This is a genomic window from Microcoleus sp. C2D2, assembly GCF_036702495.1.
GTDB lineage: Bacteria > Cyanobacteriota > Cyanobacteriia > Cyanobacteriales > Microcoleaceae > Microcoleus.
In genome coordinates this window covers 1-23,703 of record NZ_JAUBTO010000101.1, presented here as the reverse complement: position 1 = coordinate 23,703, position 23,703 = coordinate 1, and the positions used below count along the sequence as shown (strand labels likewise).

Sequence of the window (23,703 nt, the reverse complement as noted above, 5' to 3'; positions counted from 1 at the left end):
AACAACAAATCGACAGATAATCTCTATTACTATTCTACTATCAAGCAGCTTGCGCTGAACCTTGATATTTAAGTAGAGTACCGCTCGCGCCGAGCACAAATCCGCGATCGGGGCCCATAAAGACAATCCTGTAAAAATTAGCGGGAACATCTTCAACTTCGCGGTCTTTTTGCCAAGTTTTCCCGCCGTCCAAACTGCACAGCAAATTGCCGCCGCCGCCGGCTACCCAAATTTCATTATCAGTCCGGTAAGCCATGTCCAGCAAACCCCAACTCGCCTTGCGATCGGGAAAAAACGGTTTTCCCCAACCTTCAGGATTGGACGGGTCGCTAAACTGAATCTGACCGCCGCGGGCGAGCATCCACAAACGCCCGTCTTTGGTAAAGCCCATATTTTGCAGGCGGCGAGAACTATTGCGGTTGTGAGGTTCCCAAGCTTCTTGTCCGGGTTTCCACACCGAGTAGAAATTGCCCTTTGAGGAAACCGCAACATACTGCCCCTCTTGTGAACGGTTGATATTGCGAACTACCCCAAAAGAATCCTGCACGACAGCTTTCCAATTTTTGCCGCCGTCGGAAGTCCGGTAAATCGCCCCGACATCGGTCGTCATCTCGGCGGAATTCGGGCCCAAAGCCGCGATCGTACTCGGAGAACCAGGCAACTGACTGCTCAAAGCAATCCGCGTCCAAGACTTGCCCTCATCGTTCGTGTGGAGCAAAACAGAAGGCTGGCCGACAATCCAGCCTTCGGAACCCGAAAAACTCACCGACGCAAAACGCGACCTCGGATCGTCGATATCGAGTGCTACAGACTTCCAGCTAGTGCCACCGTCAAGCGTTTCGAGCAGAGTCGCCTCAGAACCTACAACCCAGCCGTGCTGAGGATTGCCCGTAAAGGCAATATCCTGCAAATTAGCTTGCGTCGGCAAGGAAATCACTTGCCAGGGGTTGTAACTCACAGAACCGATGGTGCTGCAACTCGTACAGATAAGCGCAGCGGCCAATAACATTACAATTCGTTGCCAAAATCTCACAATCGTTTTACTGCAAACCATACATACTAAGTAACAACAAGAAACCAACGACCAAGCCGCCAAAAATCAGCAAACTTTTCTGACCTTCGGTCATGCCGTTGACACCGACACCGTAGCGCTGATTTGCCTTAAATCCCGATACCCCTTCCATTTGACCGAGATTTTGAAACGCCGACTTGCGCGCTGCGCAAACGGGACAGACCCAAGTTTGGGGCAAATCTTCAAAAGCCGTCCCCGGGGCAATGTCAATTTTAGGATCGCCCTTTTTCGGATCGTAGACGTAGCCGCAGGCGCGGCACTCGTGCCGATCGAGGGTTTTAGTTTCAGTGGCTCGATCGCTCATCAGAAAAAATGGGTAGAAACCCCGTGCTAGAAGCACGGCTTTATATTTTTGATTTACTACCGCCTTGGGATTGGTTAACGGGAGTGTACTTTTGTATTGCACTTTCAACGGGACAATTACCGCTTCCAATCTTCCAATCCTGTACGCATAGTATTTTGCTCAATTGAGCCTCCCATGAATGGGGTAATGTTAGCTTCGACAATGTTTCGAGAGCTTGTTAGACCTGCAACACTGTTCCAGTGACCTTAGAACTGTTTAATTGCATATGACAGAGCAGGGGACTAGCTACGCATCCACAGGGTGTCGTGACTCTCAAAACGTAGGCAGTTAAGCCTTAGTCTGGTCAGTACGGCTTGCCAGATTTCTCTTGCAAGCCCCGTGTCTTGAGACCGGGGTTACTGACATTAGGACGGTCTTATTCGTCTTCGAGGTTTCCCGTCTCAACCGCCGATGCCACGTTAGGGACACCACAAGGGCGTTCGACACTTAAGTCGATGATGGTCTTACTTAGCGTCCACAGGCAGCCGCCCGTCTTCCACAGGCAGTTACAATATTAGAATATACATTAAAAATTATTGCAGAAGATGGATGATTAATCTCAACCAACTCGTAATTTCAGCTACCCAAAATCTATATAATGTAACAGACAAGTTACAGAACCCTTTCACCGAGGCAGTATTTATTCACCGTGTTTGCACTCAGCGGCTACGAGTATTTCTTAGGCTTCCTGTTAATTTCCAGCCTAGTCCCTATCCTCGCCCTCACGGCGTCTAAGGTACTGCGCCCCAAAAGTCGTCCCTACGACCGACGCACTACCTACGAATCCGGCGTCGAGCCGATCGGCGGAGCCTGGATTCAGTTCAACATCCGATATTATATGTTCGCCCTGGTCTTCGTCATCTTCGACGTAGAGACCGTCTTCCTGTATCCTTGGGCGGTTGCTTTCAACCAGCTAGGACTGTTGGCTTTTATCGAAGCCTTGTTTTTTATTGCGATCCTCGTTATTGCTCTTGTCTATGCATGGCGCAAAGGAGCCTTGGAATGGTCTTAAGTTCTGACAAATCACAAAAAGCGCTTATTAACCCTGTCGAGCGCCCGGAAGTCACATCCCAACTCTCAGAGAACGTCATCCTGACAACAGTGGATGACCTCTACAATTGGGCGAGACTTTCGAGCCTGTGGCCGCTACTTTTCGGCACGGCCTGCTGCTTCATCGAATTTGCAGCTTTGATCGGATCGCGCTTTGACTTCGACAGATTCGGCTTAGTACCGCGATCGAGCCCCCGGCAAGCCGACTTGATCATCACCGCCGGCACAATTACCATGAAGTACGCCCCCATCTTGGTGCGGCTGTACGAACAAATGCCGGAACCCAAATACGTGATCGCGATGGGCGCTTGCACGATCACCGGCGGAATGTTCAGCATGGACTCCCCCACAGCAGTCAGAGGCGTTGACAAACTGATTCCCGTAGACGTGTACATCCCCGGCTGTCCCCCCCGCCCAGAAGCGATTATTGACGCAATTATCAAACTGCGGAAAAAAATCGCCAACGATTCCATGCAAGAACGGGCCAATTTGCTGCCAACCCACCGCTACTACACCAGACCCCACAAAATGAAAGTAGTAGACGACATTTTGGACGGCAAATACTTGTCTGTTCCGGGCCGGATAGCGCCGCCGAAGGAATTGACGGAAGCAATGGGAATGCCTGTACCGCCGGCCCTGCTTGCAGGACAAAAACAGGAGGTAAACCGTGGCTGAGACAGAATCTGCAATTGTTGAAGCCGGGAAGGTTTCCCAGTGGTTGACTCAAAATGGCTTTGAACATGAAGCTTTAGCGGCCGATAATTTGGGCGTGGAGATATTAAAGGTCGATCGAGAATTCTTAATTCCGATGTCAACAGCACTGTATGCCTACGGGTTTAATTATATGCAGTGCCAGTGCGCCTACGACCAAGGGCCGGGACAAGATTTAGTCAGCGTCTACCACTTGGTTAAGCTGACAGATAATGCTTCCAAGCCTGAAGAAGTCCGCGTCAAAGTATTCGTACCCCGCGAAGATCCCAGAGTGCCATCAGTCTACTGGATTTGGAAAGCAGCCGACTTTCAAGAGCGGGAATCCTACGATATGTACGGCATTGTCTACGAAGGACATCCGAATCTGAAACGGATTTTGATGAACGAAGATTGGGTAGGCTGGCCGCTGCGGAAAGATTACATTTCCCCTGATTTCTACGAATTGCAAGACGCTTATTAAGGGAGTTTTGCGAGGGCGGGTTTAGAGCATAAAATTTGACTTTTGGGGTTAAGTTTTATGCTAAACTCGCCCTCTGTTTTTTGGCTAATTTTGATTAACTGGTTCCTAGGCTCTGCCTGGGAACCGAGGTCCAAAAACGCTATTTTCAAAAAAGTATTAGTATGGTTTACGAAACTGCTGGTTTAATAGCTTTACTAAGTATCGTAATAATTTACCTGCAACTTCGCCGCGGTAAGAACAAACCAGAGGATAACAGGCTCGAAGCACAGAAAGTTGAGCTTAGGCAAATAAAGAAGCAGTTACAACAAGCAAATAACCTATTTACCGCCTTTATACTTCAACTACTTGCAAGATTTAAGCAAAAAGAGGCAGAACTCAAGGCAACTACTACTGAGAATAATTCTTTGAATCAGACGGTTCAAAAGCTACAACAACAGTTAGCAAGCGTTGAGAGCGAAAGAGATGAAGTAAGGAAAATTTCAACAAATCTGCGAATTAAAAATATTTACTATGAACAAAAAATTGAAGAACTAGAAGCTCATAAAAAAGTTCTTATTCAAGAATTGGGTGGTTCTCTCAGCAGTCAAGATATAGAGTTTATAACGTGGGAATTTTTAATCGAGAAAGTTAAACAGGTTACTAGGCAGCTTAATGAAGTCATAGCACAAAATCAATCACTCATTCAAATAAATAGGGATTTACAGCAAGAAAGAGACGTTCTGAGGAGAGAGTTAAATCAAGCTAAAGATAATAATACTAGATTGACACAAGATAATCTACAACTCCGAGCTAGCAAAAACTCTTTAGAGTCAGAACTAAGACGAGCACTAGACCGAATTCAACCTTTAGAGATAGATAATAACCAGCTAGAGCAAGAAAAAATACAATTAGAAAGAAAGCTTTATGAGTTAAATTCATTAAACTCCAATTCCCGTCAATTAGAAACAAAAGTTAAGCAACTAGAAGAGAATGCCAGAGAGCTAGAAAAAGCTAAAATAAGTTTAGAGCGACAGCTTAAGGACGAGAGAAATAGAGTGGCAGGTCTTCAGCAAGAAATTGAGAGTTTGCAAAATACAAAACATCAACTTGAAACAGAGCTTAAGCAGGAGAAAAGTAAAGTTACGGCAATTGATCACGCAACTAATGACTCGAAGCAAGGAAAAAATGAAGGGTATGCACCCAGCGAAAATACGAAAACGGAAAATAATCGGCTGCTTGCAAAAATAGCTCAACTAGAAGAGACAATAAAATACTTAGAACAACAGAACCAGTTGCAAGACCTATATGACCTATATGATGATGGAGAAAATTTCTTAGGATATTATAATGATTTAGTTCATTTCGTTCAAACATCTTTAGGAACTTCAGGTATAGAGGAATTAAATGATTGGAAAAAAACGGAAGAGTTTTACATAGAACTTATCAGTAGACTTTGTTTTATCGATACGATACTCATAACTAAAATCAAATCCTTGGAATGTAAATTACATCCCGTTTATAAGGAATATATTGCTGTGGCTTTAGATACTAGGTTTAGCTATCCCGGTAAATTTTTGTTTTGGAGTAATGGCGAAATGTGCTTGGAACTAAGTTATTTCTTCAATAGTAAGTTGTAATTCATAGTTTATAAATCTAACCGATGAGTTCCAACGAGCGAAAAAAAAAACTAGAAGACGGGGACTTTGAGATGAGATAAACGGAGGGCTACTTATTCGTATCAGCAGTGCCTGGAGGTTATAAAAGAAAGTGGAAAATAATACAATTAAATTACTAGATGTCGTTGCCTTAACCGTTGACATTCCTGAATACAATCTGTGGCGCGGACAAGTTGGGACAGTGGTTGAACTGTTGGCTGATGGTGCAGCGTTTGAGGTTGAATTTAGCGATCGCAACGGACGCACTTATGAATCTGTCGGGCTGCATCCAGAGCAAATCATGGTGTTGTATTTTGAGCCAGCATCACCTGATATTAAACCCGAAATGGTTACAGCATAAGCGGCACAATAACTTGCGGAGTTTATAAAAAATGGAAATTTGTAACCGCCGATGCACGCAGATACACGCAGATGGATAGAGATATAATTTCTATTATCAGTAATTCTAAAAATTTATGACTCAAGCTTTACCCAAACTCGTAAACTTCGAGGAATTTGTGGATTGGCTGCCTAAAAATCCGGCGGTACGCTACGAACTGCACAATCGAAATATTATTCAAAAAATACAACCAGTAGGCGAACATCAAGAAGTTACAGGCTTTCTTACGATCACAATTGCTGTTCAAATCAAACGTCTGGGATTGCCATACGGTATCCCCAACCAAGCGATAGTCAAACCTCCTGAAAAAGATTCTGGTTATTTGCCTGATGTGTTGGTGCTGAATCGTGCAAATCTGGTAAATGAAACATTGTGGCAAAAACAATCTGTCCTCAGTTTGGGTGCATCGATACCGTTGGTAATTGAGGTTGTGTCAACCAATTGGCGCGATGATTACTATTTGAAATATGCTGATTATGAGGAAATGGGTATCCCTGAATATTGGATTGTGGATTATGCTGCGTTGGGCGGACGCAATGTTATTGGCAATCCCAAACAACCGACAATTTCTGTCTGTAACTTGGTTGATGGTGAATATCAAGTCCTCAAGTTTCGAGAGAACGAGCGGATTGTGTCGCAAACTTTTCCCGATTTAAACCTCACTGCAAATCAGATTTTTCAAGCTGGTTTAGTGTAAGCTGAATTAAAATTTAGGCTTTCGGGCGGGCAGGATGCCCACCCCACAAGAGCTTATATTGCTTAAATTCAATCATTCCGCAAGGCTGCGATCGGATCTAAGCGAGCGGCATTCCGAGCCGGCAATACTCCAGCTAACAACCCGACGGTAAAAGACAGGCCAAAACCCGCTGCGATCGACCATACAGAAACCACAAACGGAAATTTGAACGCTGTCGAGGCCCCAAAGGCGATCGCAACTCCCAACCCAATACCCGCCGTTCCCCCCACCGTGGAAACTAAAATAGATTCCGCCATAAATTGAATTAGAATTGCTGCATTAGTAGCGCCTACCGCTTTGCGAATCCCGATTTCCTTAGTGCGTTCCACAACAGACACCAACATAATATTAGCAATACCGATGCCGCCAACCACCAAAGAAATTCCGGCGATCGCACCCACCATCACCGTAAACAAACCTATCACATTGCTGAAAGTATTAACGATCTCAGTTTGATTTACAACTCGAAAATCATCCGGTTGTGGCGGATAAATATTGTGCCGCAAGCGCATGATATTTTCAACTTGAAATTGAGCATCCGCTAAATCCGCTTCGCCCGCAGTTTCCAACCAAAAACCCGAGATCGCAATCCCCGCTAAAGAATTTCTCCCCACAATCCGCGAAGACATATTTTTGAGTGGAATATACACTCGATCGTCCTGATCGGTTCCCCCTACAGACCCCTTAGGTTCCATCACTCCAATGACCTTGTAGCGGTTTCCCTGAATGCGAATATCGGAGGATAGCGCATTAGCTCCGGGTCCAAAAAGTTCGTCCCGCACCTTAGAACCGAGGACAACTACAGGCTCAGCAGCATTCAATTCATCCTCGTTAAAAAACCGTCCTTCTTGGGGTTGAATGTTCTTCACATCTGGATAATTTAAATCCGTTCCCAAAATCGAAGTAAATGAATTTTGTCCGCCGTAAACCACTTGCACTTGACGCTGCAAATAAGCCGAAATCGCCTTAACAGCGGGAGCTTGCTTGCCGATCGCCCTAGCGTCATCCCAAGTAAGAGTAGTAGCAGAACCGCTTCCTTGACTAACACCGCCCGATCGCGAAGCGCCGGATAAAACCAACAGCACATTTGTACCCAAAGCCTTTAACTGTTCTTCAGTTGATTTTTGTACACCCTGTCCCACCGAAGTAATAGCAATTACCGAAGATATCCCAATAATTACGCCCAGCATAGTTAAACTGGTACGCAACTTATTATTCCACAGCGCCTCAGTCGCCATGAACGCGATTTGAACATTAGAGATTTTGTTAGTGCGGGGGCGAGCCTGTAATTTCATATTATTATTGATTGGGCATTGGGTATTGGGCTGAGCCGACAAGCATAGGCAATTAAAACCTTCTTCCTTCTTCCTTCTTCCTTCTTCCTTCTTTCTTTTCCTCCTTCGCGCCCTTCGCGCCTTCGCGGTTCAATAAAAAAATCAAAACCCTAACGCAAGCGCGTTCCCCCACCCGGTTGCAAACCCGGAATTCCACCCGATGGATTTTGAGATCTAGGCCGCAATCCCGGGGGGAAACTCATCAGCACTTTTTCATTTCCTTTCAAACCCGATCGCACTTCCGTCTTATCATCCACCGTCATACCAGTCTTAATCGGCATAAAAGCAGGTTTACCATCTTCTCCACCCGGAACATAAACCCCCGTTTCCCTTTGTTGGCGGACAATTGCCGCAGTCGGAACTACCAAAACATTTTTGAGTTCACCAGCCTTAAACTCAACATTCACATTCATGCCCGATCGCAGCATTTGTTTATCATCATTAATAATTGCCGCTTTAACCTCAAAACTTGTCACATTTTGCTGGACGATCGACTGAGGCGAAATTTGAGTGATTTTACCTGTAAAAGTCTTTCCCGCAAAAGCATCGGCTTGAATAGACGCAGCCTGGCCGATCTGAATCTGAGAAATATTAGTTTCTGCTACGTTTGCTACTAATTGATTTTTGGAAGCTAAGGACAAAATCGAAGAAGAAGTAGCCGAAGAAACCGCACTACCTGCCGTAGTGGGAGTCACAAAAGCGCCCGGATCGGCGTACTTGCGGGTAACAGTGCCGGTGAAAGGAGCCCGCAGCACAGTGTCGCCGATCAGCGCTTGAACGCTTTGCAGGCTGCCTCTAGCGGCGAGAACTTGGGCGCGGGCTTGGGCGATGTCTTCCGGGCGGGAACCGGCTTCTAGAAGCGCCAAAGCTTGCTGTTTTTGCTCGACTGCGGCCTGCGCCGCAGCGATTTCTTCCGGGCGTGCGCCCGATCGCGCCAGGGCCAAAGCTTGCCGTTTTTGCTCGACAGCGGCCCGCCCTGCTGCGATGTCTTCGGGGCGTGCGCCCGATCGCGCCAGGGTCAAAGCTTGCCGTTTTTGCTCGACAGCAGCCCGCGCCGCAGCGATTTCTTCAGGGCGAGTACCCGCTTGCAGCAAAGCTACAGCTTGTTGAGCTTGCCTGACTTGCGTTTGAGCTCGATCGCGCGCCGTGCGGGAGTTGTTGACAACTTGCAAAGCAAGGGCTCCGGCATTATAGAGTTCCTGATTTCTCTGGAAGTCTTCCTCAGCTTGGTTTTTGGCGTATTCGGCATCTCTGAGTTTGGCAATTGCTTGGGCGATGTCTTCAGACCGATTGCCTTTGAGCAATTTTTGTAAATTTGCCTGTTGTTCAGCTAGTTGTGCCTCGGCTACGGCAATATCCTGGCTTCGATTGCCGTTGAGCAATTTTTGCAAGGTTGCCTGTTGTTCTGCCACTTGTGCCTGGGCTACAGCAATGTCTTGGGTTCGATTCCCGTTGAGCAATTTTTCCAGACTTGCCTGTTGTTCTGCCAACACTGCCTTAGCCACAGCAATGTCCTGGGTTCGAGTGCCGTTGAGCAATTTTTGCAGGTTTGCTTCCGCGGCTGCGAGTTGTCCGCGAGTTTGGGTAAGTTGGCCTTGGAGGTTGGAGTCGTCCATGTAGGCGAGAATCTGCCCTTTTTCAACTTTATCTCCTTCCTTGACAAGCAAACTTTTGAGCATTCCTGAAGTTTTGGGGCTGACGTTAACGGAACGTTCGGGCACTATTGTGCCGTTTGCCGAAATTGTAATCGGCAGGTTCACCCTTTCGACAGCAACGGTTTTTTCCTTGCGTCTGGTTTCGCGGCTGGATTTGACTGTGAGTTGGCTGTAAGCTGTGTAGCCTACTCCTGCAAGCAGGGAAGCGGCGAGGAGTCCGCTAAGCCAGGGAGTCAGCTGTTTTTTAATCTGAAAGTGGTTTACGAAGTACATATCAATTAGACCTGATGGGTCTGTCTTGAATTTAGACCGATCGGGAACAGAAAAGGTTCAAGAGAAGTCGCACTAAGTTTTTTCCGGTGTTTAATGCTTGGGGCCGATCTAGTTTAGATACGAATGCAGATAAAACCTGTATGGTCGGCTTCGTTGGTAAATGCCGTACAGCGATCGGCGATCGCCAAGCATAAATAATTGTTAAGCGCTCGGGTATAACAAATCATTGGAGCTGACAAACAGCTATGATTTTAGTCAAGCTGAAGTTATTGGCGATCGCCAAGCATAAATAATTTTTAAGCTAGCGATGGATAACGAATCATTGGATCTGACAAAATCGCAATATTTTAGGTAAGAGTTAGAGGTGATGGTTGGCAGCTCAATTTAGCCGTTAGGTGGCAGTTATTTCTAGGTTGAGATGTTCCATTAAAGTCATTGGTTAGTGATATATGGCTGAAATTAATAACAGAAATAAATTAAGTCAAGAAAAATCTAATTGGTTTGAGAACCAGCTTAAACCCATCGTGAAGTTCTTGATATATTTAAGAGTGCCTCTGACAGTTGCAATCGCAGCTTGGTATTTTTTTACCCAGATCGATCAAACCATTGAGGTCTATCGCGCAATTGCTTTAGATAATAATGTAGCTCAGGCACTTTTTTCTACAGTCTTGGTTATTTTGCTTTCACTTGGTGTGTGGTTCGCGGCACGTTTACTTGAGAAATGCTATCAAGAGCGTCTTCCTGAATACTACAAGCCAAAATTCGATAGCTTATACAAAAATGCACCTCGTTTGCTAGGTGCTATACCACTGGGTAGCCTGGCTTATGGCACTTGGGCTACCCAAGAAACATTGCAGAAATTATCGCCTCCTACTCCCAAGATTTTTTTGCTAGTGTGGATGTTTAGCAATATAGTTTTATTACTAATTTTATTTTATTTTTTTATTAACCGTATTAAATTTTTCCAAGACTCAAAGTACCTAGATTCCTTGGCCTCTAACAAGATGGGTGAAGGTCTCTTCGGGCAAAAATTTGAAAATATATTTGTTAATATTGCCTGCTTTGTTTTTAGTCTTTTATCTTTGCCTATGATCGTGGCGGCAAAAGATTCACTTTGGTCTTTTGGTTTAATTGCTGTTTTTCTGTTGATCGTCTTTTTTAATGTGGGGCTATTTTCTTGGCAAAACACGCTAAAGTCACGAATTACCGTTGTTAGGAGTTGTTCAATTTCTCTGCTGGCATCCCTCGTCTTAGGGTTGATGATGCCTCCGACATTTCTTCCCGATCTGCTGGGTTCAATTAGTGTGGTGGCAATATCGTTGACGATTCTGGTGGTTGTTTTTTCAACAATTTACAACTGGGGGCAACAAACTAAAATACCCGGCATAACGATTCTAATCGGGTTAATTTTAGTTTCTAGTGCACTAAATCTTAATGACAATCACCGCTTTCAACAATTCAGTAAACCCGAAAAGTCAGCCCTTCCAGCTTTAGAATCTAGTTTTCAGCAATGGTTAGCTAATCGCCCCGATCTCGATCGATTCTCAAATAAACCCTATCCAGTCTATATCGCTGCGGCTCAAGGTGGGGGTATCTATGCCGCTTATCATGCAGCGACAGCCTTCACAAAGCTAACAGAATATTTTCCAAGTTTTCCTCAGCATGTATTTGCAATCAGTAGTGTTTCTGGCGGTAGCTTGGGGGCTTCTGCCTTTTCAAGTTTGGTGAAATTTGGTGGAATTAGTGGTAAATCCCTTAGCCAAACGGCTAGCAAACTGTTTAGCAGTGACTTGCTTACGCCCCTCCTGACGATGGGGCTATTCCCTGACCTGATTCAGCGATTTATCTTTTTCCCCATATACGATTGGGATCGGGCAAGAGGTCTGGAAGTTGCGTTTGAAAAAGCTTGGGATAAGCTGTCTCTTCCAAATCAAGATAATCCCTTGCGGCAGTCTTTTTACCAGCACTGGCAGCCGCAGGGCATCGCCCCTGCACTGGTTCTCAACACAACTGTTGTCGAAACAGGCGATCGCCTGGCGATCGGCCCCTTTCAGATTAACTTCCCCAACAAAGAAAATATTGCCATTGATGAACCCGATCTAGATTTGAAACTGAGTACAGCGGCTGGCCTCAGTGCTCGTTTTCCCTACTTCACCCCTGTAGGGTGGTACCAACGCAGTAAGGACAAAAGTAAATTGCATTTGGCTGATGGCGGTTATTTTGATAATTCGGGTATTCCTACCGCTTTGGACATTGGGCGCAGCTTACAGCGACTTAAGGGTTACGGAAAAACCTTTGAAATTATCTATCTATCCTTAATTGATGGGCAATTTAACGAGCCTACAACTCAACTCAAGAGTGATGGACTCAACGAGCTTTTATCGCCAGTTCGTGCCTTGTTTAGTGCGCGCGAGTCCCGCAGCCGCAGTGCTGTTGAGTTGTCTACGTTCACGGTCAATGATGGGATTGACGATCCACTCAAATATAAATTCAGAACCTTGTTCCTGAAAAAGTCAGGTGATGGCGTTAAGTTGCCTCTGGGTTGGCTCATCTCTAAGCACTCAAGGGACTTTATCGATGGGCAGACACCTGACCCCAAAGCAAGACCCTGTGAAATCGAAAAATTCCGACTAGGCTTTGCAAACGGTCGGGTGCCTATAAATGACAATCATAACCCTTGTGTGATCGCATCGATTGGCAACGATTTGAGTTAGGTTAAGCTAATGTCTAGCGATCTACACCTAGTGTCTATTTAGCAAAGGCGGGATCGTGGAATCGTTAAGCTAACAGCGCAACCTAACAATTCGGTTGGAGGGGATTGTTGAAAGTCGCTGGTGGTGCTAAGCTGTTGTGCATTTAAATTGTATATTTCGAGTCCCGATCAAAAATCGTCAAATCCTCTCCCCCTCTCCCCTTCACCCCCTCTCCCTCTCTAATACCATAGGCAATCTAGATACAACACAGCTTAGGAGTGCTATTTGCAACCGCTCAACCTAAACGTTATACCAGCAGCGAAAAGTTCGTTGAGGTGGTCGGTTTCAGTTCTAGATAATGCCAGCAAGAATACTTGGCTTTGTTGTTAAGTTTGGAAAGGTTAAAAGCGATCGCAAAGCACAAATAATTGTTAAGCAAAAAGTCTTTTTATCTGCGATCGCACCGATCGAACTTGTGAAAAGTTCGATCGCCAATTTCCTACTCACTCAACAAACAGCCGCTACACCCAACTCTGCAATCGCCGCCTCCGGGCCCACCAAAGAAATATACGGTTCGATGAAGTATTTCTTAGCCGCATCCCGCGCTTGTGAAGCTGTCACCTGTGCAATTTCTTCTTGAAATTGCTGGTCAAATTGAATTCCCAATCCCAAAATTTCGTACCAGCCTAAAACTTGGGCAATTTGCGAATTAGTTTGTTTTCCTAAAGCATATTGACCGAGCATTTTATTCTTGCAAGCTTGCAATTCTTCCTCGCTTAGTTGGATGCTGGTGAGTCGATCGACTTCTGCGCGCAATCCTTCAAAAGCAGTTGCCGTATTTTCCGGCGCCGTACCCATGTACGCGACAAACTGAGCCGTGTCCAAGCGCGTCGCGTAGAGTGCGGAAACGTCGTAAGCCAAGCCCCGCTTTTCCCGCAATTCCACAAACAACCGGCTCGACAAACCGTTACCCAAATAAGTATTCAGCAACTTAATCGCTGCGTAGTCGGGATTTTTGACAGAGGGTGCGAGGTAGCCCAGCATAATCACTGATTGCTGCGTCTCTTGCGCCGTAACGACCGATTCAGGGGAAGGTGACAGGGGGGGGACGGTTAAAGTTGGCAGGGGTGTTAAAGGCGCTTTCCAGGAGCCAAAAGTTCGATCGATCAGGGCGATCGCATCTTCGGTCGATATTCTGCCGGCTACAGCAATAACTACATTATCGGGACGGAAATAGGTTTTGTGGAACTGTTCGAGCTCGTTTCTGGTGAGCTTTGACATAGTAGCTTCCGTGCCCAAGGGAGAGAAAGCATAGGGGTGTTCCTGGTACATCGCGTGCCGCAATTGCTCGAAGGCGATCGCAAATGGCTGTTCTTGCTGCGATCGAATTGCCGATATGGCAATGCGGCGTTCGAGTTCGACTTCAGCTTCCGGGAAATTCGGCGATCGGGTCAATTGCGCCGCCAACTCCAAAATCTCCTCAAAATCCGCAGAAACCGTCTTCAAACTCACTAAAAAATAGTCTGTAGTAGAGTCGGCACTCAACCTCGCTCCCACCGATTCTACACGCTCGGCAATTTCCAGCGAAGACAGCCGATCGGTTCCCTTAGTCATTACCGCCGACAGCAAGTGACACAATCCTGCTTGTTCCGGCTGCACGTAGCGACTGCCGGCCCGGAGGAATATCCTAGCTGCAATAATATCTGCTGCTGGATTTTCTGCTGCCAAGACAACAATACCGTTGTCTAAAACCGTGCGCTGGATTTCATTTTTCATTGAATTCTTTGTTAACTGTTGACTGTTGACTGTTGACTGTTGACTGTTGACTGTTGACTGTTGACTGTTGGCTGTTAGTCATGATTATTCGTAGGATGGGTAGAGCGTGAGCGTTACCGATCATCCGATTTGAGATTGGCGATTTGAGATTTTAGATTGAGGGACAAATCTCAAATTTCCAATTAATAGACTGGGGTTTCATGTCTCAACCCAACCTAGTTGCTGTTAACAGTGAACAGTCAACAGTGAACAGTCAACAGTGAACTATTATTAGATTGGTTTGAGTACCACGGCCGTATAGCGTCGGGGAGAGAGATATTGTTGAGCTAGGCGCTGGAGGTCTAATGGCCCAAATGCTTTAATCCTGGTGGGATAGCTGAGGGCTAATTCCGCAGTGGCGATCGTATTGTAATATCCGTAAAGACCCGCTAGCTGTCCCGGCGTTTCGAGCGAGAAAGCAAAATCGTTGCACAGCAAACGCTTACAGCGGAGCAATTCTACCTCGGAAACCGGCTCAGACTGCAATTGCCAAAGTCGATCGCAAATCCGAGATTCCACCTGTTCGACATCCTTCGCGTCCAAGACTGCACTGATAGTAAATAAACTCGATTCCCGTTGCAGCGAGAAAGTGCTGTCGATCGCCTGTACCAATTGTAATTCTTCCCGCAGTTCCCTGACTAAACGCGAAGTCCGCCCATCTGCGAGCAACACCGACAGCAAATCCAAGCCGCAAGCACTTTGCAAGTGTTCAACTCCCGGGCCCGTCCAGGCCATCATCAGCCGCGCTTGTTCCAATCGGGGGAGGCTCAATTCCTGACGGCGAATTTCTATCTGTGGCGGTTCCGCCTCTGCGGTTAATTTGGGACAATCCCACCGATCCGAAAACTGCTCGAAAGCTTTCTCAGTAACATCTCTGGCCTGTTGTTCATCAATTCCCCCGACTACCACCACAGTCATATTTTCCGGCTGATAGTGCGATCGGTGGAAACAGCGCATTTCGTGGGGAGTTCGCGACATCAGCAGCTCTTCCGTGCCGAGTACCGATCGCCTGTAGGGATGTCGCTGGTAAACTGTTTCCATCATGGCTTGGAAACCCAGCCAATCGGGATTGTCTTGAGCTTGGCGGATTTCTTCTAGCACCACATCTCGCTCGCGATCGAATTCCCGATCGGGAATCGAAGCGCGCAGCAGCAATTCTGCCAGTGGCTGCGCAGTTTCTGCTAAATAATCGGCTGCTGCGTTGACGAAAAAATGGGCGTAGTCGTGACTTGTAGCTGCATTCGCGACACCGCCGCGATTTTCTATTACTTGGTCAAATTCTCCAGGGGGGATCGAATCCGTCCCTTTAAATATCATGTGTTCTAGAAAATGAGCCATTCCCGACCAAGAATCCGGCTCCAGCGTAGCGCCAGCCCTCACCCACACGTCTAGGGCGACCACGGGTGTGGCCGAAATCCGCTGGTGAATGACCGTTAACCCGTTGTTGAGCTTCCAGACATTGGCTGGGAACTCTAAAGCAGTGAGCAGTTGAGACAAGCTAGTTATTCTTAAACTTTAATTAACTTCGGCTGCAACTATGGTAGCGCTTTAGGGCTCTGCGATCGGGATTAATTGATACAGAAATCATCACTCAGTCGATTTTAGATTTTAGATTTTAGATTTACTGCACAGATGAATCTGGGGGCTTGAACAAGAGTCTAAAATTTTGAGCCGATCGCGACAGGAGTACGTGGCACGGTATCCGTTTTTGGGCGGAGTCTTCTGCCATTAATCCTTACTCATCTGTTATTTTTGGCTTTTTGCTTTTTTTCAAGCAGTCTCAAATACTTACCATTTTTTTGCTCAAAAGTCAATAGGTTGCGCGGGATATTAATGAATCAGTCGGGAGAAAGAGGGTGTTATCAGAATATTTCAATAAATTAAAAGATGTAAGAACACTAAAGACCTTGAGAGGAGAAACGACAGATGGTAGCTACCTTAGAAGATACCAAGCGCCAAGCGATAGCAACTAAATTAGCAGACATGAAAGCGCTGCAAAACCTGTTGATCGCCAACGAGCAATTGTTCATCAATTCCTGCAACGACTCCGAACTAGCTCAGCGCTTCCGGGATATGCTCGAGGACGATCGCAAAAACTTGGGCGTATTAGAAACCACGATCGTGCAATACGGCATTCAAGCTGAACCCAAAGAAACCAGCACAAAAATGATTGAAGAAGTTCAGAAACTCATGCAAGGATCTGAACTCACACTGTTTGAAAAAGTCAGCCAGCACGAACTGCTCAAACACAAACAAACAATGGCCGGCTTGTTAATTCACAAAGCCGCTCAAATAGTCGGCGCCGACATCGAAGCAGCCATTACTCCCCTCAACACAGTTAACTTTGAGAACCGCGCTCACCAAGAACAACTCAAAGGAGTTCTAGAAATTTTAGGCGTCCGCGAACTGACCGGCAAAGACCCCGACCAAGGTGTTTGGGCGCGCGTGCAAGATGCAATGGCAGCAATGACCGGCATCATCGGCGGTGCAGTTACCCGCACCAAAGAAGAGATGAACATTACCGAAATCATCTCAATGGATCACCGCAAAACCGATACCCTCTTTATGGAAATCGCAAACACCGACGATCCTCAAAAACTGCAAGAATTCTTCGGTCAACTTTACAAAGACCTCAGCGTTCACGCCGAAGCAGAAGAACAAGTTGTTTATCCCGCAGTTCGCAGCTACTACGGCAATACTCAAGAACTGTTCGACGAGCAAGCAGAAATGAAGCAGATGCTTGCCCAAATTAAGGCTCTCAACCCCACTTCTTCTAATTTCAAAGAGCAAATCAAAGAGCTCCAAAAAGCGGTTCAGGATCACGTTCGACAAGAAGAAAACGATATGTTCCCTCAAATTCGCCGCAACCTGAGCGAAGCACAAATGGAACAAATGGCTACTCAATTCAAACAAGCCAAAAGCACGATGCAGCAAGAAATGGCTAACCTGAGCTAATTCAGCAGTCGGCTAAGTTTAACTCTAGCCAAACTAGAGAATAGCTAAACTGCAACCTATCAATCCCGCTACCAACCTGGTGGCGGGATTATTGTTTTTTATAAACACACAAATCTTCAAATTATAAAGAGCAATTCTCAAAACTTATGCAACAGTAACCAGGGGTGATAAAATGTAACCCTATCCGGTGAGAGATTCTATTGTGTGTGTGGAAAATTATTCACTATCAGGGAGAGAGTGGAGGGCGTGCGGTCGCTCTTGTGCAATGATGGGGAGTCGTCCGTCGTCCGTCGTCCGTTGGGGAATGTGGAATTATTGACCTTGACTCGATCGTGCCCATGCAACCGGAAACGATATGAAGAGGAGACGCGAACACTTGCAGCGGCTGCGGTCGCACCGCCCCCAATACCCCTCTAAAGGTGCGCCAGTTTTAGGCGATCGCCTAAAACTGGCACACTAGCTTGTTAGGAGGGAAAGATGATGCCTGGTAATCAAGGGAATACCAAAGGCGATGGGTTATACCAATACAACCCGGCTGTTGAGAAGATACATACATCCTTACAAAATTCTGAAGTAGCACAACTGAAGGCAGAAGTTTCTCGACTTAAAGAGAAACTGAATGCGGTACAAAAAGTGATGACCCACCTACTTCAGCAAAACCAGGCTCTTCGACAAAAGGTGTTAACTCCAGAAAAATGCGATCGCTTTTTGAATGAAAGTTTTCGCGTTACTGAATTTCCTTGACTAGCCGTGAATTCCAAGGACACCAGTACAAACCTGGTAAAAATGGTCCACCCGCTTCATCAAGGTGGTCTTCGACGTACCCAATATTAGCATCACAAACTTCTATCGCGAAGCTAAAGAAGCTGATAGACGCTGGATCTAATTGATAGCTCCATTTTGGATTGTAGGGAGCAGGTCTTTTTATGATTTTTCCGAGTACATGGGTTTCATCTTTCTGGGTTCCATTGAGTATATTCCGGGCTTGTTGGATCTTACTCTCATCAGTGAGTTCAATAACGAATTGATCGGAGGCGGGTGGGGTTTCCAAGACAAATCTAGCAGGTGTAGCAGCGTATGCTGGAGCACTAAAGCTGATACCAAGCATACCAACAAGAGCCAATACAGTTAGTACTCGACGTGTCAGAGAAGTTACTTTTTGAAAGAGATTCATGGTAAATACCTCTACTTGCTAAAACAAATTTTACCACTCTGGTGCACTTATTTTTACTGCACCATCCGATCGAGAGTATTCAATGTGGAAACTAACTATCGCCCTCTCCTGCTTGCCTGTGGTCACCGCCTACCTCTATCAATAGGAGCTTTGGGCGCCTCAGCGACGGGCGGCCAAGCAAGAAAGGCGATCGCACAATTCCACCTCACCAACGAGGGATCCAGTATAGCCGTAGGTGAAACCTGCCAAACAAGCAGCGCCCGAAGTTTCTGACAGGTACGTGTTTCGATCGGGTAAAGCCGAGGGGTCGTCTAGCAAATTGCAAGTCTGGGAAGTTCAGAAAATTACCTACTATCGCACAAAAGTTAGACGGGGAAAATCTGACAGGCAGCCCGCTGGTGAAATTCCAGAATTGGCAAAGTATCTTACTCTATCCCATCGGCTGCCAAATATTACCCGCAGCCGTGCCGAAGCATATCCTGAAAACCCCGAGTTTGAAGTTCTAGTTTCAATCCCTGATTAGGACAATATTATTAATTAAAAAAAGTTCAAACTCAGATTTAAGCGTTGGTTTCTGGCTGGCCGGAACAGTCCGGCAGGCAGGCAGAAAACAAGCTGAAGCGGGGATAGACTTTGAGAGTTATTAGAGATGTCTAAAACACAATAGCGATACGTCCTTGGAAAGATGCGATCGCACTGCTGCCTTCCTAGGATTGTAAAAGTTGAAAGGCCACAGTCCACACAGGTTTTCTGATAGAAAGAGAAGCAAGCTCAGACACACGACAACGGAGCAGTTAAACAGGAGTTTGGACGGTTATGAACAGTTCCTTGACCCGCCCCTTGGCTGTCGTGACGGGTGCCTCTAACGGCATCGGCTACGAACTCGCCAAACAGTTCGCTCAAAACGGCTTCGATCTTCTAGTCACCTCCACCGGCCCAAGTATCAATGAAGCAGCTATTGCCTTCGAGAAGCTCGGTGCCCAAGTCGAGACGGTGCAGGCAGACCTCGCTACCTACGACGGTGTTGAAACGCTCTACAGCAAGATTAAGGCGACTGGTCGATCGGTGGATGCGATCGCAATTAACGCAGGTGTCGGTGTCGGTGGCGACTTTGCCCGCGAAACTGACCTGAAGGACGAACTCAATCTGATCGAGCTCAACGTCGTCTCCTCCGTACATCTCGCCAAACGGGTACTCAAGGATATGGTCGATCGCGACCAGGGTCGCATCCTCTTCACTTCGTCGATCGCTGCCCTGATGCCCGGACCGTTCGAGGCAGTCTACGCGGCGTCCAAAGCGTTTTTGCACTCGTTCTCGGAGGCGCTGCGTAACGAGTTGAAGGATACGGGGGTCACCGTCACCTCACTGATGCCCGGGCCAACCGATACCAACTTCTTCCATCGGGCCGGAATGGATGATACTAAGGCGGGTGCCGATCGGAAAGATGACCCGGCTATGGTTGCCAAGCAAGGTTTTGAGGCGCTGATGGCAGGCAAGGACAGCATTGTTGCAGGATCGCTCAAGACGAAGCTTCAGGGCACGGTGAGCAAGGTCTTGCCTGATACCGTTAATGCCGAAGGGCACCGTCAACTTACTGAACCCGGGTCGGGTAATAAGTAATCTGCGCCTACAGATCGATCGAATATCCTCAGTTGAACTCTTTTCAACTAGGCCGGAACTTACACATTTAGGATGGCTCCTCGGAGGCATCGTAACAGAGGATTTATGCAAATTCACCATCTCAATTGTGGCTGTATGTGCCCGATTGGCGGGGCGCTATTTGATGGCTTCAGTCGCGGGCTGACGGCGAACCTCGTCTGCCACTGTCTGCTCGTTGAAACGAATCAGGGACTTGTTCTCATTGATACCGGCTTCGGACTGCGCGATATCGAGTCGCCTTATTCCCGGCTTAGCGCATTCTTTATCCACTTTAATAACATCCAGTTCGATCGCAAGTACACGGCGATCGCTCAAATCGAGCAGCTTGGATTTTCTGCAAGCGATGTGCGCCATATTGTGCTGACTCACCTCGATTTCGATCATGCCGGTGGTCTAGAGGATTTTCCTGAAGCAACGGTACACGTTATGCAGTCGGAAATCGATGCGGCCCACGATCGGCACGGTTTCATCACAAAAAGGCGTTATCGTCCAGGGCAGTGGGATGAAGTCAAACACTGGAAATACTATTCGGCGGGGGGCGAACCTTGGTTCGGTTTTGAGGCAGTCCGCGATCTTGACGGGCTACCACCAGAGATTCTGCTCATCCCGCTTACAGGTCACACGCGGGGTCATGCGGGCATCGCGATCGACACCCCGGAGGGTTGGCTGCTACACGCAGGCGATGCCTACTTTTACCGAGACGAGATGGGTTCCTCCAAACGGCGCTGCACGCCCGCACTACGCGCCTACCAGTGGATGATGGAGGTAGACCGCAAGGCTAGGTTGCTAAATCAAGACCGGCTGCGCGCATTATCAGTCGATCGAAGTAGCAGCGTGCGCCTCTTCTGCAGTCACGACGCCCTAGAGTTGAAAGCGTTCGCTGGCAAGTCCAGCAGTTCTCCCAACTAGACATTTCATCATTTACAAAACCTGTGCCAGTAACACCGATTCAGAAACCAGAACTTATCCATGTTACCTACCTTTGAGACAAAACCTTGCTCTGACTTCTTAGAGGTCTTTATGTCTTTTAAACGCTTGGCGTTAGTGCTTTTGTATTCATGAGCTTATGTAGAGCAAGCCTAAATCATTTGTACAAAAGCATCATATTTTTTAAATTTAGGAGGAGTGAAAAATTTAAACTCCAATAAAAATTGAAATAGTTTCTTAACCCTGCTAAAAGTTTTACATAGATCGTAAAAACATCTAATAAAGTATTTAGCTTATAGCCAAATACTTTCTACTGGGTTTTATTCGGAACCCTAAGGGCAAAATAAACAACAACTTATTGAACATTCTGACGGTCATATCTAATCCGTTGACATCGGAATTATTATCTCTCTCTTCTCTTTCTCTGTGTCCTCTGTGCCCTCTGTGGTTTAATCATTCCGATACAACCAGAATTGATATGATTTACCGTCGTTTTCCCTCCCCTCATTAATAGCTGGTGCATTTTTTCAACTCTAGGGTAGCTAGCACCATCCCAAATTAACAACATTTTTTGATGTCGATTCATTTGCTTGAGTTCTTCAACAAATTTCCCTGTATTTTATTGATTTCCCGCTTTATATGGCTTCACAATAAATTATTTACTCACTGACAAAATTTAATGCACCATGCCGGAGTTTGCCTATCTCGTTGATTGTCCAGCTTGACTAGCGTTCTTTCTTGACGATCGCCGCATAAGTAGTTACAGAGCTCATCACTTTGTAAGTGACACTAATCTCAGGCATACACGAGCAGTTCTCCTGCTATTTATGGCTTATGCTTTGAGATAATATCTCGGCAATTATAGCATTTTTTAGTGAATAACTTCTGGCTGTTTACTCAATTTTTATACATTAGCTTTCTGCCAGTTTAATAGACCCACTTTCAATATTAGATAGTAACTTTCCCGCGATTAAAATATTACATGAAAATTTGAGATCGAGTATGTTTTTAGTTCTGATATATTCCGGTTTTCGGGTTGAGATAGCCACTGGATAGTTGCGGATAGCTGTTCCTTAGTTAAATAACTTTTTAAACCGGGATATTTTAACTTTAATGCCGCGACTCCCCCCGCTAAATATTTTCTGTGAGTTGGTGCAATAAAAGTTGTAGAAAATTCTAATCGTTTTTCGATTTCTCGATAACTAAATCCTTTTCATCTCAGCTTAACAGCCTGTGATATATTCCACTCCGGGATATTTTTGGTAGGAGAAATAAAGTTTGGCAACTCTTCTAGTTCTCTCTCCTATTTTTTTTTGACTCGTTTAACATTTTTTTTTGCCTTTTTTTGCTCCGACTCGCGACAGCGGGCGCTCACGGGCGCCCGCTGCTTCGATGTTCGATCGCCTGCTGTAGCGAGTCGGAGCGTCCGCTGCTGGCACTAGCTACTTGTCTAGCCCCTTTTTTTCTTGAATTTGAGCTTACCACTTTTCTTTTTACACAAATCATTCAGACGCCCTATAGGAGTGATTGTTAGCAAAACCCACCCCTCCAAGATACTATTGTTTTTTGCAATGACCTACTTAACCAAAACAATTACAACAGTATCTAGCGGAGTGGCAACGTTCTGAAACCTTAGAGAATGGGAGTTCACGATTATCCCTATTTGACTGCTACTTGATTTCTCGGCAAGTCCTTTCTATGCGTTAACCACAGAACCGCCGTTGGGATGCAAAATTTGACCAGTCATGTAAGACGAATCTTTTGAAGCTAAAAACACGTAACTGGGGGCAACTTCATCGGGTTGACCGGGGCGTCCCAAAGACGTGTCTGCACCAAATGTCGCAACTTTTTCTTCGGGGAAAGTCGAGGGAATTAGAGGCGTCCAAATCGGGCCGGGAGCTACTCCGTTGACGCGAATTCCTTTCTCAGCTAAACTTTGAGATAAAGAGCGGGTAAAAGCAACAATCGCTCCTTTTGTCGAGGAGTAATCTAGCAATTGTTCACTGCCTTTGTAAGCGGTGACAGAGGTAGTGTTGATAATTGCACTTCCTTCTTGTAGGTGTTTTAGAGCCGCTTTTGTTAGGTAAAACATTGAGAAAATGTTGGTGCGGAAGGTGCGCTCTAATTGTTCGGCGGTGATGTCTTCGAGGCTTTCTTGGGGATGCTGTTCGGCGGCGTTGTTGACGAGGATGTCGAGGTGGCCGAATTCTTTAACTGTTTGTTCTACTAGGTTTTGACAGACGCTTTCTTCGCCGATGTCGCCGGCGATCGCAATGCAGCGGCGGCCTTGTTGTTCGATCGCCTCCTTGGTTTTGTTAGCATCTTCATTTTCGTTGAGATAGCTGATGACCACGTCTGCGCCTTCTTTGGCAAAAGCGATCGCCGCGGCGCGCCCGATACCGCTGTCTCCGCCAGTAATTAAGGCTACTTTGTCCCGCAATTTGTCGCTACCGCGATATCCCTCCATAAAGGATTGAGGTTGCGGCGTCATCTCCGATTCAACACCGGGTCGCTGTTCTTGATGTTGAGCCGGATTGGTTTGTTGTTGAGTTGGCATAAAATATTCCTGTAACTTCTATCTCTATAAATAAAGGTTTTCTTGGGGTAGCGAATCATTCTTTTTGCCGATCGCGCTCTACGACTAAAGACAGTAATTAAAGAGATAAATAAACCCGCCTTCCGAACCCATGATTGTGGCCGGCTGGTTTATATAAATTGTGAGTTTTCCTCAAAGATCATTTGTGACAAGTTAAGAAAAAGTGCAAATTGTCAAGGGGGTAGACAAAAAAAGGTAAAATAGGATGAAACCTTT

At 46.2% G+C, this 23,703-nt stretch carries 21 protein-coding genes; 12 read left to right on the top strand and 9 right to left on the bottom strand.

Translation table 11 applies throughout. The features are described from left to right. Window positions 1-40: 40 nt before the first annotated feature. Both QUB61_RS26420 and QUB61_RS26415 read right to left on the bottom strand, forming a co-directional pair. Window positions 41-1,054 (bottom strand): photosynthesis system II assembly factor Ycf48, encoded by a 1,014-nt coding sequence (locus QUB61_RS26420; protein WP_333133071.1) that lies wholly within the window; start codon window positions 1,052-1,054, stop codon window positions 41-43. Next, window positions 1,041-1,376 (bottom strand): rubredoxin, encoded by a 336-nt coding sequence (locus QUB61_RS26415; RefSeq protein WP_333133078.1) that lies wholly within the window; start codon window positions 1,374-1,376, stop codon window positions 1,041-1,043. The genes QUB61_RS26420 and QUB61_RS26415 overlap by 14 nt, the downstream gene beginning before the upstream one ends. A 688-nt stretch (window positions 1,377-2,064) precedes the next feature. Here QUB61_RS26415 and ndhC point away from each other — a divergent pair. The 6 genes from ndhC (at window position 2,065) to QUB61_RS26385 (ending at window position 6,367) form a co-directional block, all read left to right on the top strand. Then, window positions 2,065-2,427 (top strand): photosynthetic/respiratory NAD(P)H-quinone oxidoreductase subunit C, encoded by a 363-nt coding sequence (ndhC, locus tag QUB61_RS26410; RefSeq protein WP_332960669.1) that lies wholly within the window; start codon window positions 2,065-2,067, stop codon window positions 2,425-2,427. Next, window positions 2,418-3,140 (top strand): photosynthetic/respiratory NAD(P)H-quinone oxidoreductase subunit K, encoded by a 723-nt coding sequence (gene ndhK / locus QUB61_RS26405; RefSeq protein ID WP_333133070.1) that lies wholly within the window; start codon window positions 2,418-2,420, stop codon window positions 3,138-3,140. Before ndhC ends, ndhK begins: the two co-directional genes overlap by 10 nt. Next, window positions 3,133-3,636 carry an NAD(P)H-quinone oxidoreductase subunit J gene (locus tag QUB61_RS26400; protein ID WP_172190238.1) on the top strand — a complete coding sequence of 168 codons (504 nt, stop codon included), beginning with the start codon at window positions 3,133-3,135 and terminating at the stop codon, window positions 3,634-3,636. The genes ndhK and QUB61_RS26400 overlap by 8 nt, the downstream gene beginning before the upstream one ends. Before the next feature lie 161 nt (window positions 3,637-3,797). Continuing rightward, window positions 3,798-5,252, top strand: coding sequence for a hypothetical protein (locus QUB61_RS26395; RefSeq protein WP_333133069.1), 1,455 nt, complete (start codon window positions 3,798-3,800; stop codon window positions 5,250-5,252). Window positions 5,253-5,382: 130 nt separating this feature from the next. Beyond that, entirely contained in the window at window positions 5,383-5,631 is a 249-nt protein-coding gene (locus QUB61_RS26390) for a DUF4926 domain-containing protein (RefSeq protein WP_333133068.1), read from the top strand. A gap of 115 nt (window positions 5,632-5,746) precedes the next feature. Then, window positions 5,747-6,367 carry a Uma2 family endonuclease gene (locus tag QUB61_RS26385; RefSeq protein WP_333133066.1) on the top strand — a complete coding sequence of 207 codons (621 nt, stop codon included), beginning with the start codon at window positions 5,747-5,749 and terminating at the stop codon, window positions 6,365-6,367. A 68-nt stretch (window positions 6,368-6,435) separates the two neighbouring features. Here the strand turns inward: QUB61_RS26385 and QUB61_RS26380 are convergent, their stop codons facing one another. Together QUB61_RS26380 and QUB61_RS26375 are read right to left on the bottom strand one after the other, a co-directional pair. After that, window positions 6,436-7,701, bottom strand: coding sequence for an ABC transporter permease (locus tag QUB61_RS26380; RefSeq protein ID WP_333133064.1), 1,266 nt, complete (start codon window positions 7,699-7,701; stop codon window positions 6,436-6,438). A gap of 149 nt (window positions 7,702-7,850) precedes the next feature. After that, window positions 7,851-9,668, bottom strand: a complete 1,818-nt coding sequence (locus QUB61_RS26375; protein WP_333133063.1) for an efflux RND transporter periplasmic adaptor subunit — start codon at window positions 9,666-9,668, stop codon at window positions 7,851-7,853. Window positions 9,669-10,117: 449 nt separating this feature from the next. Between QUB61_RS26375 and QUB61_RS26370 the strand changes: the two genes are divergently transcribed. Next, window positions 10,118-12,382 carry a patatin-like phospholipase family protein gene (locus tag QUB61_RS26370; protein ID WP_333133062.1) on the top strand — a complete coding sequence of 755 codons (2,265 nt, stop codon included), beginning with the start codon at window positions 10,118-10,120 and terminating at the stop codon, window positions 12,380-12,382. Window positions 12,383-12,712: 330 nt separating this feature from the next. On the opposite strand, the gene QUB61_RS26365 is transcribed toward QUB61_RS26370, so the two are convergent. The 3 genes from QUB61_RS26365 to QUB61_RS26355 all read right to left on the bottom strand — a co-directional run bounded on the left by QUB61_RS26365 (window position 12,713) and on the right by QUB61_RS26355 (window position 15,673). After that, complete coding sequence (locus tag QUB61_RS26365) at window positions 12,713-12,868, bottom strand: hypothetical protein (RefSeq protein ID WP_333133061.1); 156 nt, start codon at window positions 12,866-12,868, stop codon at window positions 12,713-12,715. Beyond that, window positions 12,869-14,137 (bottom strand): pitrilysin family protein, encoded by a 1,269-nt coding sequence (locus tag QUB61_RS26360; protein WP_333133059.1) that lies wholly within the window; start codon window positions 14,135-14,137, stop codon window positions 12,869-12,871. A 270-nt stretch (window positions 14,138-14,407) separates the two neighbouring features. Then, window positions 14,408-15,673 carry a pitrilysin family protein gene (locus QUB61_RS26355; protein ID WP_333133057.1) on the bottom strand — a complete coding sequence of 422 codons (1,266 nt, stop codon included), beginning with the start codon at window positions 15,671-15,673 and terminating at the stop codon, window positions 14,408-14,410. A gap of 429 nt (window positions 15,674-16,102) precedes the next feature. Between QUB61_RS26355 and QUB61_RS26350 the strand changes: the two genes are divergently transcribed. Then, window positions 16,103-17,131 (top strand): hemerythrin domain-containing protein, encoded by a 1,029-nt coding sequence (locus tag QUB61_RS26350; protein WP_333133056.1) that lies wholly within the window; start codon window positions 16,103-16,105, stop codon window positions 17,129-17,131. Window positions 17,132-17,608: 477 nt separating this feature from the next. After that, the gene (locus QUB61_RS26345) at window positions 17,609-17,875 is read left to right on the top strand and encodes a hypothetical protein (protein ID WP_333133055.1); all 267 of its coding nucleotides are present in this window, start codon (window positions 17,609-17,611) and stop codon (window positions 17,873-17,875) included. On the opposite strand, the gene QUB61_RS26340 is transcribed toward QUB61_RS26345, so the two are convergent. Next, window positions 17,859-18,305 carry a BP74-related protein gene (locus QUB61_RS26340; protein ID WP_333133054.1) on the bottom strand — a complete coding sequence of 149 codons (447 nt, stop codon included), beginning with the start codon at window positions 18,303-18,305 and terminating at the stop codon, window positions 17,859-17,861. The two genes, QUB61_RS26345 and QUB61_RS26340, sit on opposite strands and share 17 nt — an antisense overlap. A 235-nt stretch (window positions 18,306-18,540) precedes the next feature. Between QUB61_RS26340 and QUB61_RS26335 the strand changes: the two genes are divergently transcribed. The 3 genes from QUB61_RS26335 to QUB61_RS26325 all read left to right on the top strand — a co-directional run bounded on the left by QUB61_RS26335 (window position 18,541) and on the right by QUB61_RS26325 (window position 20,873). Further along, window positions 18,541-18,828, top strand: coding sequence for a hypothetical protein (locus QUB61_RS26335; protein ID WP_333133053.1), 288 nt, complete (start codon window positions 18,541-18,543; stop codon window positions 18,826-18,828). Between the two features lie 293 nt (window positions 18,829-19,121). Further along, a complete protein-coding gene (locus tag QUB61_RS26330) occupies window positions 19,122-19,925 on the top strand; it encodes an SDR family NAD(P)-dependent oxidoreductase (RefSeq protein ID WP_333133052.1) in 804 nt (267 codons plus the stop codon). Window positions 19,926-20,030: 105 nt separating this feature from the next. Beyond that, on the top strand, window positions 20,031-20,873 hold the full coding sequence (locus tag QUB61_RS26325; protein WP_333133051.1) for an MBL fold metallo-hydrolase: 843 nt from the start codon (window positions 20,031-20,033) through the stop codon (window positions 20,871-20,873). A 1,714-nt stretch (window positions 20,874-22,587) separates the two neighbouring features. Here QUB61_RS26325 and QUB61_RS26320 read toward each other — a convergent pair. Further along, window positions 22,588-23,448 carry an SDR family oxidoreductase gene (locus QUB61_RS26320; protein ID WP_333133049.1) on the bottom strand — a complete coding sequence of 287 codons (861 nt, stop codon included), beginning with the start codon at window positions 23,446-23,448 and terminating at the stop codon, window positions 22,588-22,590. Window positions 23,449-23,703 lie beyond the last annotated feature (255 nt).